This window comes from Bacillus sp. FSL W8-0640, assembly GCF_038007725.1.
Taxonomy (GTDB): Bacteria; Bacillota; Bacilli; order Bacillales; family Bacillaceae_G; genus Bacillus_A; species Bacillus_A cereus.
In genome coordinates, this window is record NZ_JBBOXT010000001.1 from 1,460,608 (window position 1) to 1,477,215 (window position 16,608).

The window sequence follows — 16,608 nt, forward strand, 5'->3', positions numbered from 1 at the left end:
AAATTTCAGACTTTTATAAAGAAAAACTACCTATATTGGGTAGTTTTTCTTTTTTTACCTCTTTTAGTGTGGTTTAATATATATAAAGTGAAAGTTCTGTCATTTGCAAGTGAAGGAGGGAAGGGATTTGAAGTGGATTGTAAAAGATGTAGAACAGTTTGAGCAAGCAAGAGAGTATGTTGATACAGGAGTAATACCGCTGTTATCAATTTCGGCAGCAAAAGAAATGAAAATGGTTGTAGAACAAGGTGAATTTATCGAATTGTTGAGCACGGAATTGGAAAGAGAGTATAAAGGAAGAGTGCTTTTACTGCCTGCGTTTACGTATTTGGTAGAAAGTCAAAAGAATGAAAAAGGTCGTTTGCAAGAATGGACAAATCATTTACGAAGTGAAGGTTTTAAGCATATTGCTTATGTTACAAGTGATTTTTCATGGAAAGAGGATATGCAAGAGTTACAGGGAGATTTATTTTGGTTTCCTTCATTAGCGTTAGAACAATTTAGTGATCAAGCAAAAAGAGAAGTTATTCATGCGCATATAAAAAATATAATGGTGATGTTGGAAGAGAAATGGGGAAACTCGCAATAAACAGAAAGTTCTTATTATTATGAGTAGTATGATATTGACCTGTGCATGAGCGTATTATATCATGATAGTGTCCTAGTTTTTATTTTTTATATAATTTATCACGAGGGGACAATTTCTGATAGAGGGGGGAAATTTTCGTGAGCGACAAAGAACATCGCGTGTCAAGAAGACAATTTTTAAATTACACACTCACAGGGGTAGGAGGCTTTATGGCTGCCGGTATTTTAATGCCGATGACGCGATTTGCGCTTGATCCGGTGTTAAGAAAAGAAGCGGGAACAGATATGGTTGCTGTTGCGCAAGTAAAGGATATTACAACAGAGCCGAAGCGTTTCGATTTTAAAGTGAAGCAGGTTGATGGTTGGTACAAGTCTGAAGAACCAAAATCGGCTTGGGTTCATAAAGATGAAAGCGGAGACATTGTTGCGTTCTCTCCAGTATGTAAACATTTAGGATGTACAGTTAACTGGAATTCGGACAAAGCACATCCGAATCAATTCTTTTGCCCATGTCACGGGGGGCGTTATACAAAAGATGGGATTAACATTAAAGGTACGCCACCCCTTGCTCCGCTTGATGTGTACGAGTCTAAAGTGAAAGATGGAACGCTGTATCTAGGAAAAGCGAAGCCAAGAGGGGGTGCAAAGTAGATGTTAAATAAAATTTATGATTGGGTGGATGAAAGATTGGATATTACACCAATATGGCGTGATATCGCTGATCATGAAGTACCTGAACATGTAAACCCGGCACATCACTTTTCTGCATTCGTCTATTGCTTTGGAGGACTTACCTTTTTCGTTACTGTAATTCAAATTTTATCTGGAATGTTTTTGACGATGTATTATGTGCCTGATATTAAAAATGCTTGGGAATCAGTTTACTATTTACAAAATGAAGTTGCTTATGGGCAAATTGTTCGTGGTATGCACCACTGGGGTGCTAGTCTCGTAATTGTAATGATGTTTTTACATACACTCAGAGTTTTCTTCCAAGGTGCGTATAAAAAGCCCCGTGAGTTAAACTGGATTGTTGGTGTTCTTATTTTCTTTGTTATGTTAGGTCTTGGTTTTACCGGATATTTATTGCCGTGGGATATGAAAGCTTTATTTGCTACAAAAGTAGGGATTCAAATTGCAGAGCAAACACCGCTCATTGGTCCTTATATTAAAACATTACTCGCTGGTCATTCCGAAATTGTTGGCGCTCAAACATTAACTCGCTTCTTTGCTATTCACGTCTTCTTCTTACCAGCAGCACTTCTAGGTTTAATGGCCTTCCACTTCATCATGATTCGCAAACAAGGTATTTCCGGTCCACTATAAGAGATTGCTAAATTAAAGGGGAAAGAACTAAAGGAGGGAGATTATGCATCGCGGCAAAGGGATGAAGTTTGTAGGAGATTCTCGGGTACCAGTAGCTCGGAAACCAAATATTCCAAAAGACTATTCTGAATACCCAGGGAAAACAGAAGCATTTTGGCCGAACTTCTTGTTAAAAGAATGGATGGTTGGTGCAGTTTTTTTAATCGGTTATTTATGTTTAACAGTGGCGCATCCGTCGCCGCTTGAGAGAATGGCGGACCCAACAGATGCTGGATATATACCACTTCCAGATTGGTATTTCTTATTCTTGTATCAGTTATTAAAGTATTCGTATGCTTCCGGTTCATTTACTGTAATTGGAGCATTTATTATGCCAGGGATTGCGTTTGGAGCATTACTGTTAGCTCCATTTCTTGATCGAGGTCCAGAAAGACGTCCATTGAAGCGTCCTGTGGCAACTGGATTTATGCTTTTAGCAATTGCATCGATTATCTTTTTAACTTGGGAATCTGTAGCACACCACGACTGGGAAGCTGCAAAAAAACAAGGAGCAATTGTAAAAACAGCGCCAGTTGATAAAAATGATGATGGCTATAAATTAATGCAAAAAAATACTTGTTTAACATGTCATGGTGACAATTTACAAGGCGGGGCAGCAGCACCGGCACTGCAAAACTTAACTTTAAAGCCAGAAGAAATTGCTAAAATTGCGAAAGAGGGAAAAGGTTCAATGCCTAAAGGTGTATTTAAAGGTACGGATGAGGAACTGAAGAAGCTTTCGGAATTCGTTGCAAAGTATAATAAAAAATAATAAAAAGCTGACTACAAAATTTGTAGTCAGCTTTTCTATTTAGTTGGATGAAGTTTGTTATAATAGAGTAGGATTTAATGAATGAATTACTTTGCTTGAAAGGTGTTGGACATACGGATTGGTGTACTTGTATGCAATGTTAAGACAACGCTCGGTATTATTATTTTTATTAATTGTTAACATATTAGGTACAATTTACGGATTTATATGGTACGGAAATCAATTGAAAGAAACGTCACCTATATTTTGGCCGTTTGTACCAGATAGTCCTATGGCGAGTCTCTTTTTTGTCTTTGTTTTAATTGCTTTTTTGGCAAAGAGAAACTGGGGATTAATAGAAGCGTTAGCGATTGTAACTTTAATAAAATATGGTATTTGGGCTGTTGTTGTAAACGGGATTATGATTTACGTAAAAGGGCCTATTGGCCTTATGGGCTACATGTTAATGCTTTCGCACTTTGCGATGGCAGTACAAGGATTTTTATATGCTCCATTCTATCGTATAAAAAAATGGCATTTTATAGTAGCAGCTGTGTGGACGTTGCATAACGATGCAATTGATTATTTATTTTGGCAAATGCCGCGATATGGAATTATGCATTTGTTTGTAGAGGAAATTGGTTATTTTACGTTTTGGTTAAGTATTGCTGTACTATGTATTACATATTATTGTTGCTTACGTGAGCAAAGGAAACAATTTTCTTTATGATGGTTAGAACATTTAGGGGGAGAACATGGAGAAAAATAAGAGTGGTACAAAAATATTGGATCGATTGATTACTTTAGTTGTTTCATATAGCATAGCATTTTCTATTTTTGCACTCGCAACAACGGCAGTTGTCTATGGAAAATGGCTGTATTATTTTGAAATTGATTTTTTAAATATTCCTGATTTAGCGGATATGACGAAGGATGAAATTAAAAGAAATTACGATGTGCTTATTACATATTTATCCCCGTTTTATGACGGAGCATTACATTTGCCAACATTAGATATGTCCACAAATGGCCGTATTCATTTTGTAGATGTTAAAAATATTTTAGTAAAGATTCAATATGTGATGTATGCGACAATTATGATTGCAGTGATAGGCGGAATTTATTTATTAAAAAAGAAAAATGAAAAGTTTTTACTGCATGGATCGATTTTAACAATCATTTTTCCGATAGCGCTTATGTTACCAATTGCTATTAATTTTGAAAAGAGTTTTGTATTATTCCATAAACTTTTATTTAGTAATGATTATTGGGTTTTTGATCCTGAAAAAGATCCAATTATATTAATGTTACCAGAAGAGTTCTTTATGCATGCTGCGTGTGCTATTTTATTATTCATTTTAGGTGGTAGTATACTTTGTTACAGTTTATATCGATATTTCGTAAAAAAGAAAAGGATGTCACAGAAAAAATTCTCTGCTTAAAGAGAATTTTTTTCTTTGTAAAATGATAATATATTTTTCGGTCTAGTTCTGTTCTATTCTTGTCCAAATTAACATATTTTGTACTAGTAGTTATAGGGGGGACCGGGATGAAGAGAACATTAATTGGATTGATAGCATTTCTAATTATAATGTTTCCGTTACGTATATATGCTGAAGAGTGGAATGAGCTAACAGGGTTGTTAGACGACTCGTTACAGTTAGTGAAGCGTAATGAAGATGAAAAAGCGGTACAAGTATTACAACATTTCTCGGAGCAATTTTTAATAAAGGGGAATGAAAAGAAGCAGGAAGTAACACCAGATCAAGTTAGAGTTATTTCTTTAGCTTACGATAAGGCGCAACAATCGCTCTCTGAAGAAGGTTTAGGTAAGCAAGCTAAAATTGATAATGTGCTGGCATTACAACTTGCTGTTGATGCACAAGTATCGAAATATCAACCACTTTGGATGGAAAGAGAAAGGAAAGTAATGGATGCCTTTTCTCAAATGGAAAAAGCGATGGAAAAAGAAGATGCTGGGCAGTTTCAACAAACGTTAAATACGTTTTTAAATGAATTCAATATTATTTATCCAAGCTTAATGATTGCTTTGCCAGAAAACGAGGTTCAGCGTGTAAATGTTCATTTATCTTATTTAGATGAATTTCGTAACGTTATGTTAGAAACGAAAGGCGGCCAAATGCAATTAGGGATTATTAAAGGGGATTTGCAAAAGATATTTCACACAGTAAAAAAAGATGAAATTGCACCCTCTCTCATTTGGTTTATGACAATTACTGGGGGACTTATTTTCTTCACATTAACTTATGTTGGATGGAGAAAGTATAAAGGAGAAAGAGAAAAAAGAAAAAGTAATGTACATTCTAAAAATAGATAATGCAATAAATAAAGATATGGATTGTAAGGTTTATTCATTGACAATAGTGGCAGAAGAAAATAGAATGAGAAGTACTATAATTAAAACTTCAATGGAGGTTCATGATGTTTTATTTAATTTACTTCGCGATCATAATGATCATACCGTTGTATGCACAGTCAAGAGTACGTAGTGCCTATAGCAAGTATTCACAAGTTTATTCAACATCAGGTATGACAGGAGCGGAAGTGGCTCGAAAAATTTTAGATGAAAATGGATTATACAACGTAGCTGTAGAAGAAACACCAGGTCATTTATCAGACCATTATGATCCAACCGCTAAGACGGTTCGATTATCAACAGATAACTATTATGGACATTCAGTTGCTGGTACAGCAGTTGCAGCACACGAAGTAGGACACGCAATTCAAGATGCAAAAGATTATAAATTTATGCGCGTTCGTCATTCGTTAGTGCCAGTTGCAAACTTTGGTTCGAATATGTCTTGGATTTTCGTCCTAATCGGTATATTTGCACAAATGTCTGGTTTGTTGTTATTAGGTATCATTTTAATGGCAGCAGGTGTTGTGTTCCAGCTCGTTACATTGCCAGTTGAGTTTGATGCGTCAAAGCGCGCAATGCAACAAATTGAAGCGTTAGGTATTGTATCAACAGATGAATATGGGCAAGCTCGTAAAGTATTAAATGCGGCAGCATTAACATATGTAGCAGCTGCAGCTGTAGCGGTATTTGAATTATTACGTCTCGTATTAATGTATACTGGTATGCAGCGTAGCGACGACTAAAGACTATCAATTTTGATAGTCTTTTTTTGTTGTATGGATTGAATTATATAATGTATTGCAAATAGAAATAATAGAAGTAATGCGGAAAGGCGGTGGGGGGAAATGAAATATCCAGACCATTTAGTAAAACAAGTGCAAGAGCGCAGTGCTCCTTATCAACTAGAAGGTTTTTTAAGTGGACAAGGTCCTGAAAATCCCAAATTTATGTTGTTAGGAGAAGCGCCTGGTGAAACAGAAATTCATAATGGGATTCCGTTTAGCGGGAGGGCGGGAAAACAATTAATGGATTTTTTAGAGCGTATTGATGTTACAAGGGAAGAAGTATATATTACGAGCGCTGTTCGAAGTAGACCTTATAAATGGCGAGAGAAAAAAGAACGAAATGGTGAAATCATACAAAAAAAGTATAATAGAACGCCAAATCAGGGAGAAATAGTTGCCCATGCGCCTTTGTTAGATTATGAATTAGAGAAAATACATCCGAAGCTTATCGTCACGCTTGGAAATATCGGTCTTCAACGTTTAACAGGAAAAAATAAAAAAATCACAGATATACACGGGCAATTATTAAAACAGCCCATTCAAAAATTAAAGGATATGCAAAGTGCAGAGTTTACATGGTCAGAGAAAGAATATCATGTTTTTCCGACTTTTCATCCAGCTTCCATTTTTTATAATCGGAGTTTATTGGAGCTTATTCATGAGGATTTTGAGAAGCTTAAAAGACTTGTAATAAAAAACTAGAAAAGCTAAGGCGCTTTTCTAGTTACATTTAATTATGTAAAGGGTTTTTATTTTCATCTAACGTAAATCCTTCACCAACTACATCATGTACATCACTTACAGCGACAAAAGCATGAGGATCTACAGAAGTAATGATATTCTTTAATTTCACGATTTCATTTTTAGCAACAACGCAATACAATACGTTACGTTCCACTTTTGTATACGATCCAACAGCTTTTAAAAAGGTTGCTCCACGCTCCATTTCAGATAAAATTTTGGCAGCAATTTCATCGTTTTTCTCTGAGATAATAGTCGCTCCTTTGGCAGCATAAGCTCCTTCTTGCATAAAATCAATGACTTTAGCACCGATAAAAACAGCAACTAGCGTATACATGCCCTCGCGGTATGATAAATAGGTAAGAATAGAGACTACGATAACGACAGCATCAAACATAAACATTGTTTTCCCCATACTCCAGCCAACATATTTGTGAGCTAGTCGTGCGATAATATCTACACCGCCAGTAGTCCCGCCATATTTAAATATTATTCCAAGGCCGATACCGATAAATGCCCCGGCGAATAAAGCTGCGAGTGTCATATCATTTTGCAAGTTTAAATGTAAGTTGAGTACTTCGTAACGCTGGAAAATCCATAGAAATAAAGATACGCTAAAGGTGCCAATTAATGTATATAAAAATGTCGTTCTGCCAAGTAACCTCCAACCAATAAAAAATATAGGGATATTTAAAATTAAGTTTGAGTAGGAAGGATCAAACTTAAATAAAAAATACAATAATAGTGTAATACCAGTAAACCCACCCTCTGCAAGGTGGTTTTCAATATTGATATTGACAATACCGAAAGAAAATATAGCGGAACCGATTAAAATAAAAATAATATTTCGCATCTTCAATTTTGATGTCATATAGAAATCCCCCTAATTATGTAATGATTGCATTGCTCCGCTGAAACAGTAAAACATAATAATAAGTAATTTCTAGTTGCTAGTGAAAATAGTAAGAACTTGATTGATGTGGGCTGATCTTTTGTGAAAAGCACAAAAGAAGGTTTCACTTTATCCCGCTCTAACGGCTGATAGGAGATGAAGCAAAGAAGAGGGGCAAACCAGCCGTAGGAACTCGATTAGTTCAACTAATCTTTTGCAAAAAGCGCAAAAGAAGTTTCACTTTACCCCGTACCAACGGCTGGTAGGAGATAAAGCTCTGAAGAAAGGCGAACCAGCCGTAGGAACCCGATTAGTTCAACTAATCTTTTGCAAAAAAACGCAAAAGAAGTTTCACTTTATTATAGTCTATCCAAAAATGGGTCGCAAATAGGTGTTTGGCGGGGAATAATATTTGTCAAATCGCGATGAATTGGCTAACATGAAAGAGGAAGGATTAGAGGTGAATAGTATGGAAGCAAAAACGATGAAAGATATGCAGAAAGAAGTAGATGCATATATTGGTCAGTTTAAAGAAGGTTATTTCAGTCCGCTTGCAATGATGGCTCGTTTAACGGAAGAAATGGGAGAGCTTGCAAGAGAGGTAAATCATTATTATGGTGAGAAACCGAAGAAAACAACTGAAAAAGAAAGAAGTATTGAAGAAGAGCTTGGAGATGTATTATTTGTTATGATTTGTATGGCAAATAGTTTAAATATTGATTTAGAGACAGCACATAACATTGTAATGAATAAATTTAATACACGTGATAAAGATCGCTGGACACGTATTGATGAGGGAGAGAAAGAATAATGAAAGAAATTAAAGTAATTATCGCCGGACCAAGAGGACGTATGGGACATGAAGCAGTCCTTCTTATGGAAAGAACGGAACATTTTAATTTAGTAGCAGCAGTGGATTATAAGCATGGTGGTGAGAAGATTTCTGATTTACCTGGCATGCCAGCATTACATGCACCGATTTACGCTGATTTACATACTTGTTTAGATGAAGTAGAAGCAGATGTGTTGTTAGATTTAACAACACCAGAAGTGGGGAAACAACACGTTACACTTGCAGTTGAGCGTGGACTTCGTTCGGTTATTGGTACAACTGGATTTACAGAAGAAGAATTGGCACGTTTAACAGAGAATGCAAAAGAAAAAGCAGTAGGAACAATTATTGCTCCAAACTTTGCAATTGGTGCAGTTCTTATGATGAAATTCTCACAAATGGCAGCGAAATATTTCCAAGATGTTGAGGTAATTGAATTACATCATGATCAAAAATTAGACGCACCATCTGGTACAGCTGTAAAAACGGTAGAGTTAATTCGTCAAAATCGTGAATCAAAGCAGCAAGGTCATCCAAAAGAAGTAGAGCAACTAGCAGGTGCACGTGGTGCAAATGTAGACGGTATTCACATTCATAGTGTACGTTTGCCAGGGCTTATTGCACACCAAGAAGTAATGTTCGGTGGAGATGGACAAATGTTAACAGTTCGTCATGATTCATTCAATCGTGCATCATTTATGTCAGGTGTAAAACTATCAATTGAGACAGTAATGAACCTTGATCATCTTGTGTACGGTTTAGAAAATATTATCGACTAAAGGGGAGACAACGGATGAAAATTGCCTTAATCGCACATGACAAAAAGAAAAATGATATGGTTTCGTTTGCATACGCATATAAACCAATTTTTGAACAACATGAATTATTTGCAACAGGAACGACAGGGCTTCGTATTATGGAAGCGACTGGATTAGTTGTAACAAGATATCAATCTGGCCCTCTTGGTGGAGATCAAGAAATTGGTGCAATGATTGCAAAGAACGATTTAGATATGGTGATTTTCTTCCGCGATCCATTAACAGCACAGCCGCATGAACCGGATGTGAATGCATTGCTTCGTTTATGTGATGTATATGCGATTCCACTTGCAACGAATATGGCAAGTGCTGAAATGTTAATGCACGCATTAGAGCGAGGAGATTTAGATTATCGTAAGTTAAGAAAATGAGGGGAACAATTATGAGTGGATTACATATATTAGCGTTTGGTGCTCATGCCGATGATGTTGAAATCGGCATGGCTGGTACCATCGCTAAATATACAAAGCAAGGGTATGAAGTAGGTATTTGTGATTTAACAGAAGCTGATCTTTCTTCAAATGGAACGATAGAGTTGAGAAAAGAAGAAGCGAAGGTTGCAGCTCGTATAATGGGAGTAAAAACGAGGCTGAATTTAGCGATGCCAGACCGTGGTTTGTATATGAAAGAAGAGTATATACGTGAAATTGTCAAGGTGATCCGTACATATAAACCAAAACTAGTTTTTGCACCGTACTATGAAGATCGCCATCCAGATCATGCAAATTGTGCAAAGCTTGTGGAAGAGGCTATTTTTTCAGCAGGAATCCGTAAATATATGCCGGAACTTTCACCACATCGTGTGGAGTCTTTTTATAATTATATGATTAATGGTTTTCATAAACCGAATTTTTGTATAGATATAAGTGAGTACCTCTCTATAAAGGTGGAAGCATTAGAAGCGTATGAAAGTCAGTTTTCAACAGGGAGCGATGGTGTTAAGACACCGTTAACAGAAGGTTACGTTGAAACTGTAATCGCTCGTGAGAAGATGTTTGGAAAAGAAGTTGGAGTCTTGTATGCCGAGGGATTTATGAGTAAGAAACCGGTTTTATTACATGCTGATTTATTAGGGGGATGTAAATGAAATTAAAAATAGGTATTACATGTTATCCTTCTGTAGGTGGTTCTGGAGTTGTTGGAACAGAATTAGGAAAGCAATTGGCGGAACGTGGGCATGAAATTCACTTTATTACATCGGGTTTACCATTCCGGTTAAATAAAGTATATCCAAACATTTATTTTCATGAAGTGACGGTAAATCAATACTCTGTATTTCAATATCCACCATACGATTTAGCGTTAGCAAGTAAAATGGCCGAGGTTGCACAAAGAGAAAACTTAGACATTTTACATGTGCATTACGCAATACCACATGCAATTTGTGCATATTTAGCAAAACAAATGATCGGAGAGCGTATTAAAATTGTTACAACCTTACATGGAACAGATATTACTGTGTTAGGTTCCGACCCTTCGTTAAATAATTTAATTCGTTTTGGTATTGAGCAATCAGATGTTGTCACTGCTGTCTCGCATTCATTAATTAACGAAACACATGAGCTTGTAAAACCAAGTAAAGAAATTCAAACGGTATATAACTTTATAGACGAACGTGTATATTTCAAGCGTAATATGTCTCAATTAAAGAAAGAATATGGTATAAGTGAGAGTGAAAAAGTACTTATTCATATTTCGAATTTCCGTAAAGTGAAACGTGTGCAGGATGTTGTTCAGGCATTTGCTAAAATTGTTAAAGAAGTAGATGCGAAGTTGCTTCTTGTTGGAGACGGACCAGAATTCTGTACGATTTTACAGATAGTGAAAAATTTACATATTGAAGATCGCGTTTTATTCTTAGGGAAGCAAGATAATGTTGCAGAACTACTTGCGATGAGTGATTTAATGTTGCTTCTATCAGAGAAGGAAAGTTTTGGTCTTGTTTTATTAGAAGCAATGGCGTGTGGTGTACCTTGTATCGGAACGCGGGTTGGAGGTATTCCAGAGGTTATTCAACACGGGGAAACAGGATATTTATGTGAAGTTGGCGATACAACAGGAGTGGCAAATCAAGCTATTCAGCTATTAAAGGACGAGGAACTTCACCGTAATATGGGAGAACGAGCAAGAGAAAGTGTTTATGAGCAATTTCGCTCAGAAAAAATTGTTTCACAATATGAAACGATTTACTATGACGTACTAAGGGATGACAAAAATGGAAAGATTTAAAAAAGCTAGTTCTATTATTGAGACATTAAAGCAACAAGGACATGAGGCTTACTTTGTTGGTGGGAGCGTACGAGATCTTATTATCGATAGGCCGATTGGAGATATTGATATTGCGACATCTGCTCTACCAGAAGAAGTGATGGCTATATTCCCAAGAAATGTTCCTGTTGGTCTTGAGCATGGAACTGTAATTGTTGTAGAAAATGGTGAGCCTTATGAGGTAACTACTTTTCGAACAGAAAGCGAATATGAAGATTTTCGAAGACCTAGTAGTGTTCAATTTGTTCGTTCATTAGAAGAGGATTTAAAACGTCGTGATTTCACGATGAATGCAATTGCTATGACAGAAGAAGGCAAAATGGTTGATTTATTTGCTGGACAGGAAGCCATTCAACAGAGAGAAATTGTGACAGTTGGAAATGCTGCGGATCGTTTTCAAGAAGATGCCCTGCGAATGATGCGTGGTATTCGGTTTGTAAGCACGTTAGGTTTTTCATTAGAAATGAAAACGAAGCAAGCGATTGAAACGTATGGGCATTTGCTAGAACATATAGCAATTGAGCGTATTACAGTAGAGTTTGAGAAACTGTTAACTGGTACATATTGTGTGAAAGGTCTCAAAGAATTAGTAGAGACGAAGCTATTTTCTCATTTGCCATATTTACAAATGTCAGAAGAGAGACTGTTAAAAGCTACGCAGTATAAATGGGATTCTTTCGAAACGGATATTGAGGCGTGGGCATTTTTCTTATATTGTATCGGAGAAGAACATCCATCTGTCTTTTTACGTCAATGGAAGTTTTCGAATAAAAAAATAAAAGATATTGTTGCAGTTTTATTGGCAATTCGTACTAGAAAGGAGAAGGATTGGGATACAGTCCTTCTTTATAAAACGGGAATTCATATCGCTGAAATGGCAGAGAGAGTATATGAAGCGATGATTGAAAGCTATGACCCTACATCTGTTGAACGAGTACAATTAATGTTTCATGCATTGCCAATCCAGGAACGTCAAGAAATGAATGTGACTGGTAATGATTTATTAAACTGGGCAAACAAAAAGCCTGGTCCGTGGGTTGCTGGAATGCTTCAGAAAATCGAAGAAGCAATCGTACAAGGAAACGTAGTTAATGAGAAAGAGCGTATAAGGGAGTGGCTGCAAGGATGCAATCTACTATAAGAAAGCAGTTATTGCAAGTTTTTTCTGAAGCGGATGGCGAGTTTGTATCCGGCCAAACAATTAGTGATAAACTTGGTTGTTCAAGAACTGCTGTGTGGAAACATATGGAGGATCTGCGGAGTGAGGGATATGAACTTGAAGCTGTGCGCCGATTAGGTTACCGAATTGCAAGTAAGCCAGACAAAGTGACTGCTAATGAAATTCAGTTAGGGCTACAAACGAAGCGGATTGGTAGAACAGTGTATTTTGAAGAAACTGTTGAATCAACGCAGCACATTGCAGCAAAACTTGCTTATGAAGGTGCAGAAGAAGGAACTGTCGTTGTAGCAGAAGAACAAACAGCGGGAAGAGGTCGTTTAAGCAGAAAATGGCATTCACCAAAAGGAACAGGGATTTGGATGAGTATTATTTTACGCCCATCAATCCCAGTTCATCATGCACCGCAACTTACTTTGTTAGCGGCTGTTAGTGTTGCACAGGCAATTGAAAAATGTACAGGTGTAAACGTAGGAATAAAATGGCCAAATGATATTTTAATTCAAGGTAAAAAGGCTGTAGGTATATTAACAGAAATGCAAGCGGATCCTGATAAAATTAATGCTGTCATTATGGGCATCGGTATTAATGCGAATCAAAAGCAAGAACATTTTGATGAAGAAATTCAGCACATTGCTACTTCATTAGCGATTGAATCAGGTAAGCCGATTGTTCGTGCAGAACTTATGCAACAAATCTATTTACAACTAGAAAAATTATATGAAGAGTATTTACAAAATGGTTTCTCTGTCATTAAAATTCTTTGGGAAAGTTACGCTGTGAGCATCGGGAAAGAAATTACCGCTCGAACGATGAGAGAGACAATTACGGGGTTAGCAAAAGGAATCACAGAGGATGGTGTATTACTTCTGGAGGATCATGAGGGGAAAGTACATCATATTCATTCTGCAGATATCGAAATTAAGTAAAAGAAGTTCCTCTTTTGGAACTTCTTTTTATTTCAATAGTTTTGAGTTAAATTTGTAACATGATAATAAATTCTTTTCATATTTAAAGTTCATTTCAAAATAGCTTCCGTCGAGTTGACCTGGCATGTTATTTGACGATTACTTTGCCTGTCATTCCTTTAAGAAGATGGTATCGACATATTAATTCATATGTACCAGTATTTTTAGGTTTCACGGTAATATTCTTTTCTTTTCCTGACTGGACTACGACGTCAATACCGAGTTTTTTCACTGTAAAGGTGTGCTCGTTTTTACCTTTATTTTTCAATAGTAATGTTGTTGATCCTTCAAGCGGAATCGTGATGACATTTGGATTAAAGTAATCATCATTTAGTTCAACCTCAATCACTTTCGTTAAATCGGTGGGTTGTGTTACGACATGAACTGAGGCAAATACTTGGGAGGATCCTAAAGACATCCACCATACAATCATTACAAGCAAACTGCTGAATCGAAATAACCACCTGTTCATAGACATCTGCAATTCTCCTTTGTTAAGTACTTTCCTCAATTAACCTGCATCATTAGTTTAAGAGTTATACTATATAGTTAAATTGATTACAGAAAAAATTAACTTGGACTTTTTTAACATGCGTTGAAAAAACATGTATCTTTTCAGGATTGAATTATCCATAAAAACTGTATAGCATATATACTCTCGTGTTAAATTTCATATACCGTAATAAGAATAAAAAATTATTTTTTCAAAAAAATGTAGTAATTCCTTTTTGTAGTTTGCTATAATTAGTTCGAATGTGGGCAGTATCAGAGCGAACTGCACCATGATTCGAAGTCATACGAAAAATAATAACTTGGATTCTGCCTTGATCCAATAACGGACTGGGACAGAGGGATGAATAATGCCGACTAACACACAACCCTTCTGCCCTTTTATGGCCAGAGGGGTTTTTTTTATATGATTTCGGCCATCTCCTCTCTCCTGCATAAAGGAGGAGTAGTTTTTGAAAACAAAAACAGATTTTTTGAAGATGAAAGAGCAAGGTGAGCCGATTACAATGCTAACGGCGTATGATTATCCATCTGCTAAATTAGCAGAAGAAGCTGAAGTTGATATGATTCTAGTTGGAGATTCTCTTGGAATGGTTGTACTCGGATACGATTCAACAGTACCTGTAACAGTAGAGGATATGATTCATCATACGAAAGCTGTACGCCGCGGAGCGAAAGAGACGTTTATTGTAACTGATATGCCATTTATGTCGTATCACGTATCATTACAAGAAACGATGGTGAATGCACGCCGCATCGTTCAAGAGAGCGGGGCACACGCACTGAAGGTAGAAGGTGCTGGAGAAGTTATATCGACGATTCAATATTTGACGAACGCAGGAATTCCTGTTGTAGCGCATTTAGGTTTAACCCCTCAATCTGTAGGAGTGTTGGGTGGATATAAAGTGCAAGGAAAAGATGCGGAGAGTGCAAAAAAATTAATAGAAGATGCAAAGAAATGTGAAGAAGCTGGTGCAATAGCGCTTGTGTTAGAATGTGTACCAATGCAGTTAGCAGAACTTATTTCAGAGCAACTAACAATACCGACAATTGGGATTGGCGCAGGACAAAAAGTAGATGGGCAAGTGCTTGTTTATCATGATCTTATCTCATACGGCGTAAATCGTGTTCCGAAATTTGTGAAGCAATATACGTCTGTTCAAGAGGAGATTGTGCGTGGGATTTCACAATATGTTACTGAAGTAAAGACAAGGCAATTTCCTGAAGAAAAACATTCGTTCACAATGAAAGAGGAAGAATGCTTAGCGTTATATGGAGGAAAACAATAATGAAAATCGTAACTACAGTGCAAGAGATGCAGCAAATTACGAGCGAACTTCGTGCAAGTGGAAAGAGTATTGGTTTTGTTCCAACAATGGGTTATTTACATGAAGGCCATGCTACTTTATTACGTAAGGCAAGAGAAGAAAATGAAACTGTAGTTTTAAGTGTATTTGTAAACCCACTACAATTTGGCCCAAATGAAGATTTAGATCGATATCCTCGTGATATTGATAGAGATGAAAATGTAGCAAAAGAAAACGGTGTAGATTATTTATTTTATCCGAGTGTAGAAGAAATGTATCCAGCAGAACAAACAACAACGGTAGAAGTTGTGAAGCGCACGGACGTATTATGCGGTCAACAAAGACCTGGTCATTTTGCTGGTGTTGCAACTGTACTAATGAAACTATTTAATATTACGCTGCCAAAGCGTGCTTATTTCGGTATGAAAGATGCTCAACAAGTTGCAGTAATTGAAGGGTTTGTAACTGATTTCAATATTCCAGTTACAATCGTACCAGTTGATATTGTAAGAGAAGAAGATGGTTTAGCGAAAAGTTCTCGTAACGTGTACCTATCACAAGATGAACGTGAAGAAGCTCTTCATTTATACCGCAGCCTATGTATAGCGAAAGAAAGAATTGAGGCAGGTGAACGTAATCCCGAAATCATTACAAATCTTGTGAAAGAGTATATTGAGACGCATACGAAAGGCACTGTAGATTATGCAGATTTATATGCATATCCGTCATTAACAATGGTAGAGAAAGTCAAAGGAAGAATCATTTTAGCTATTGCAGTTAAGTTTGAAAATGTAAGATTAATTGACAATATAACATTAACAGTTAAATAAGGGGGAGCATCTATGTTTCGCACAATGATGAGAGCAAAGTTACATCGTGCAACTGTAACGGAGGCAAATTTAAATTATGTAGGTAGTATTACAATTGATGAAGACTTAATGGATGCAGTAAATATTGTAGAAAACGAAAAAGTCCAAATTGTAAATAATAATAATGGTGCTCGCTTAGAGACATACGTTATTAAAGGGGAACGCGGTAGTGGTGTTGTTTGTTTAAACGGTGCTGCGGCAAGGCTTGTACAACCAGGGGACAAAGTAATTATTATTTGTTATGGGCTAGTTACGGAAGAAGAGATTCATAAACAAGAACCAAAAATTGCAGTATTAGACGATAATAATCAAATTATTGAAATGTTAGGTGCTGAAAAAGCGGGTACGATATTATAA

Annotated in this window: 21 protein-coding genes; 19 read left to right on the top strand and 2 right to left on the bottom strand. The window is 36.6% G+C overall.

The features are described from left to right. Positions 1-127: 127 nt before the first annotated feature. The 9 genes from N2V80_RS07665 (at position 128) to N2V80_RS07705 (ending at position 6,571) form a co-directional block, all read left to right on the top strand. On the top strand, positions 128-589 hold the full coding sequence (locus tag N2V80_RS07665) for a YpiF family protein (RefSeq protein ID WP_000871314.1): 462 nt from the start codon (positions 128-130) through the stop codon (positions 587-589). A gap of 137 nt (positions 590-726) precedes the next feature. Continuing rightward, complete coding sequence (gene qcrA / locus N2V80_RS07670) at positions 727-1,239, top strand: menaquinol-cytochrome c reductase iron-sulfur subunit (RefSeq protein ID WP_001280593.1); 513 nt, start codon at positions 727-729, stop codon at positions 1,237-1,239. Further along, complete coding sequence (gene qcrB, locus N2V80_RS07675; RefSeq protein WP_000932700.1) at positions 1,240-1,914, top strand: menaquinol-cytochrome c reductase cytochrome b subunit; 675 nt, start codon at positions 1,240-1,242, stop codon at positions 1,912-1,914. It begins immediately after the preceding gene. A 43-nt stretch (positions 1,915-1,957) separates the two neighbouring features. Continuing rightward, positions 1,958-2,725: a menaquinol-cytochrome c reductase cytochrome b/c subunit gene (gene qcrC, locus N2V80_RS07680; RefSeq protein WP_000554603.1), complete on the top strand. Its 768-nt coding sequence runs from the start codon at positions 1,958-1,960 to the stop codon at positions 2,723-2,725. Positions 2,726-2,843: 118 nt separating this feature from the next. After that, a complete protein-coding gene (locus tag N2V80_RS07685) occupies positions 2,844-3,434 on the top strand; it encodes a DUF1405 domain-containing protein (protein WP_025967075.1) in 591 nt (196 codons plus the stop codon). 25 nt (positions 3,435-3,459) lie between these two features. Further along, positions 3,460-4,146, top strand: coding sequence for a lipoprotein intramolecular transacylase Lit (gene lit, locus N2V80_RS07690; RefSeq protein WP_000414377.1), 687 nt, complete (start codon positions 3,460-3,462; stop codon positions 4,144-4,146). 107 nt (positions 4,147-4,253) lie between these two features. Next, positions 4,254-5,042, top strand: coding sequence for a sporulation protein YpjB (ypjB, locus tag N2V80_RS07695; RefSeq protein WP_061654659.1), 789 nt, complete (start codon positions 4,254-4,256; stop codon positions 5,040-5,042). Positions 5,043-5,143: 101 nt separating this feature from the next. After that, positions 5,144-5,827, top strand: a complete 684-nt coding sequence (locus N2V80_RS07700) for a zinc metallopeptidase (RefSeq protein WP_058839490.1) — start codon at positions 5,144-5,146, stop codon at positions 5,825-5,827. 102 nt (positions 5,828-5,929) lie between these two features. After that, a complete protein-coding gene (locus tag N2V80_RS07705) occupies positions 5,930-6,571 on the top strand; it encodes a uracil-DNA glycosylase (RefSeq protein ID WP_016117488.1) in 642 nt (213 codons plus the stop codon). A 28-nt stretch (positions 6,572-6,599) separates the two neighbouring features. Here N2V80_RS07705 and N2V80_RS07710 read toward each other — a convergent pair whose 3' ends face one another. After that, positions 6,600-7,481: a YitT family protein gene (locus N2V80_RS07710; RefSeq protein WP_000202121.1), complete on the bottom strand. Its 882-nt coding sequence runs from the start codon at positions 7,479-7,481 to the stop codon at positions 6,600-6,602. 490 nt (positions 7,482-7,971) lie between these two features. Here N2V80_RS07710 and N2V80_RS07715 point away from each other — a divergent pair, with 490 nt between their 5' ends. The 7 genes from N2V80_RS07715 to N2V80_RS07745 are packed head-to-tail and all read left to right on the top strand — an operon-like array spanning position 7,972 to position 13,526. Beyond that, on the top strand, positions 7,972-8,313 hold the full coding sequence (locus N2V80_RS07715) for a nucleotide pyrophosphohydrolase (protein WP_002108639.1): 342 nt from the start codon (positions 7,972-7,974) through the stop codon (positions 8,311-8,313). Continuing rightward, complete coding sequence (gene dapB, locus N2V80_RS07720; protein WP_000658809.1) at positions 8,313-9,113, top strand: dihydrodipicolinate reductase; 801 nt, start codon at positions 8,313-8,315, stop codon at positions 9,111-9,113. Before N2V80_RS07715 ends, dapB begins: the two co-directional genes overlap by 1 nt. 14 nt (positions 9,114-9,127) lie before the next feature. After that, positions 9,128-9,523 (top strand): methylglyoxal synthase, encoded by a 396-nt coding sequence (gene mgsA, locus N2V80_RS07725; protein WP_000684765.1) that lies wholly within the window; start codon positions 9,128-9,130, stop codon positions 9,521-9,523. A gap of 11 nt (positions 9,524-9,534) precedes the next feature. Further along, entirely contained in the window at positions 9,535-10,239 is a 705-nt protein-coding gene (bshB1, locus tag N2V80_RS07730) for a bacillithiol biosynthesis deacetylase BshB1 (RefSeq protein ID WP_000015673.1), read from the top strand. Then, complete coding sequence (gene bshA, locus N2V80_RS07735) at positions 10,236-11,381, top strand: N-acetyl-alpha-D-glucosaminyl L-malate synthase BshA (RefSeq protein WP_000768305.1); 1,146 nt, start codon at positions 10,236-10,238, stop codon at positions 11,379-11,381. The genes bshB1 and bshA overlap by 4 nt, the downstream gene beginning before the upstream one ends. After that, complete coding sequence (locus N2V80_RS07740) at positions 11,368-12,561, top strand: CCA tRNA nucleotidyltransferase (protein ID WP_061654660.1); 1,194 nt, start codon at positions 11,368-11,370, stop codon at positions 12,559-12,561. The genes bshA and N2V80_RS07740 overlap by 14 nt, the downstream gene beginning before the upstream one ends. Continuing rightward, a complete protein-coding gene (locus tag N2V80_RS07745; RefSeq protein ID WP_001192063.1) occupies positions 12,546-13,526 on the top strand; it encodes a biotin--[acetyl-CoA-carboxylase] ligase in 981 nt (326 codons plus the stop codon). The genes N2V80_RS07740 and N2V80_RS07745 overlap by 16 nt, the downstream gene beginning before the upstream one ends. 127 nt (positions 13,527-13,653) lie before the next feature. Here the strand turns inward: N2V80_RS07745 and N2V80_RS07750 are convergent, their stop codons facing one another. Next, a complete protein-coding gene (locus tag N2V80_RS07750) occupies positions 13,654-14,043 on the bottom strand; it encodes a cupredoxin domain-containing protein (RefSeq protein ID WP_000062393.1) in 390 nt (129 codons plus the stop codon). 484 nt (positions 14,044-14,527) lie between these two features. Here N2V80_RS07750 and panB point away from each other — a divergent pair, with 484 nt between their 5' ends. The 3 genes from panB to panD are packed head-to-tail and all read left to right on the top strand — an operon-like array spanning position 14,528 to position 16,608. After that, positions 14,528-15,364 carry a 3-methyl-2-oxobutanoate hydroxymethyltransferase gene (panB, locus tag N2V80_RS07755; RefSeq protein ID WP_000851108.1) on the top strand — a complete coding sequence of 279 codons (837 nt, stop codon included), beginning with the start codon at positions 14,528-14,530 and terminating at the stop codon, positions 15,362-15,364. Next, on the top strand, positions 15,364-16,212 hold the full coding sequence (gene panC, locus N2V80_RS07760; RefSeq protein ID WP_000707027.1) for a pantoate--beta-alanine ligase: 849 nt from the start codon (positions 15,364-15,366) through the stop codon (positions 16,210-16,212). Before panB ends, panC begins: the two co-directional genes overlap by 1 nt. Before the next feature lie 12 nt (positions 16,213-16,224). Beyond that, positions 16,225-16,608 carry an aspartate 1-decarboxylase gene (gene panD / locus N2V80_RS07765; protein WP_000490182.1) on the top strand — a complete coding sequence of 128 codons (384 nt, stop codon included), beginning with the start codon at positions 16,225-16,227 and terminating at the stop codon, positions 16,606-16,608.

What these genes read in the sequence shown, in the direction of transcription:
- panC (WP_000707027.1), top strand. Translation starts at nt 15,364, where the DNA reads ATGAAAATCGTAACTACAGTGCAAGAGATGCAGCAAATTACGAGCGAA.
- N2V80_RS07745 (WP_001192063.1), top strand. Translation starts at nt 12,546, where the DNA reads ATGCAATCTACTATAAGAAAGCAGTTATTGCAAGTTTTTTCTGAAGCG.
- mgsA (WP_000684765.1), top strand. Translation starts at nt 9,128, where the DNA reads ATGAAAATTGCCTTAATCGCACATGACAAAAAGAAAAATGATATGGTT.
- qcrB (WP_000932700.1), top strand. Translation starts at nt 1,240, where the DNA reads ATGTTAAATAAAATTTATGATTGGGTGGATGAAAGATTGGATATTACA.
- ypjB (WP_061654659.1), top strand. Translation starts at nt 4,254, where the DNA reads ATGAAGAGAACATTAATTGGATTGATAGCATTTCTAATTATAATGTTT.
- N2V80_RS07700 (WP_058839490.1), top strand. Translation starts at nt 5,144, where the DNA reads ATGATGTTTTATTTAATTTACTTCGCGATCATAATGATCATACCGTTG.
- panD (WP_000490182.1), top strand. Translation starts at nt 16,225, where the DNA reads ATGTTTCGCACAATGATGAGAGCAAAGTTACATCGTGCAACTGTAACG.
- N2V80_RS07715 (WP_002108639.1), top strand. Translation starts at nt 7,972, where the DNA reads ATGGAAGCAAAAACGATGAAAGATATGCAGAAAGAAGTAGATGCATAT.
- N2V80_RS07710 (WP_000202121.1), bottom strand. Translation starts at nt 7,481, where the DNA reads ATGACATCAAAATTGAAGATGCGAAATATTATTTTTATTTTAATCGGT.
- N2V80_RS07705 (WP_016117488.1), top strand. Translation starts at nt 5,930, where the DNA reads ATGAAATATCCAGACCATTTAGTAAAACAAGTGCAAGAGCGCAGTGCT.
- qcrC (WP_000554603.1), top strand. Translation starts at nt 1,958, where the DNA reads ATGCATCGCGGCAAAGGGATGAAGTTTGTAGGAGATTCTCGGGTACCA.
- N2V80_RS07740 (WP_061654660.1), top strand. Translation starts at nt 11,368, where the DNA reads ATGGAAAGATTTAAAAAAGCTAGTTCTATTATTGAGACATTAAAGCAA.
- bshB1 (WP_000015673.1), top strand. Translation starts at nt 9,535, where the DNA reads ATGAGTGGATTACATATATTAGCGTTTGGTGCTCATGCCGATGATGTT.
- N2V80_RS07750 (WP_000062393.1), bottom strand. Translation starts at nt 14,043, where the DNA reads ATGTCTATGAACAGGTGGTTATTTCGATTCAGCAGTTTGCTTGTAATG.
- dapB (WP_000658809.1), top strand. Translation starts at nt 8,313, where the DNA reads ATGAAAGAAATTAAAGTAATTATCGCCGGACCAAGAGGACGTATGGGA.
- bshA (WP_000768305.1), top strand. Translation starts at nt 10,236, where the DNA reads ATGAAATTAAAAATAGGTATTACATGTTATCCTTCTGTAGGTGGTTCT.
- lit (WP_000414377.1), top strand. Translation starts at nt 3,460, where the DNA reads ATGGAGAAAAATAAGAGTGGTACAAAAATATTGGATCGATTGATTACT.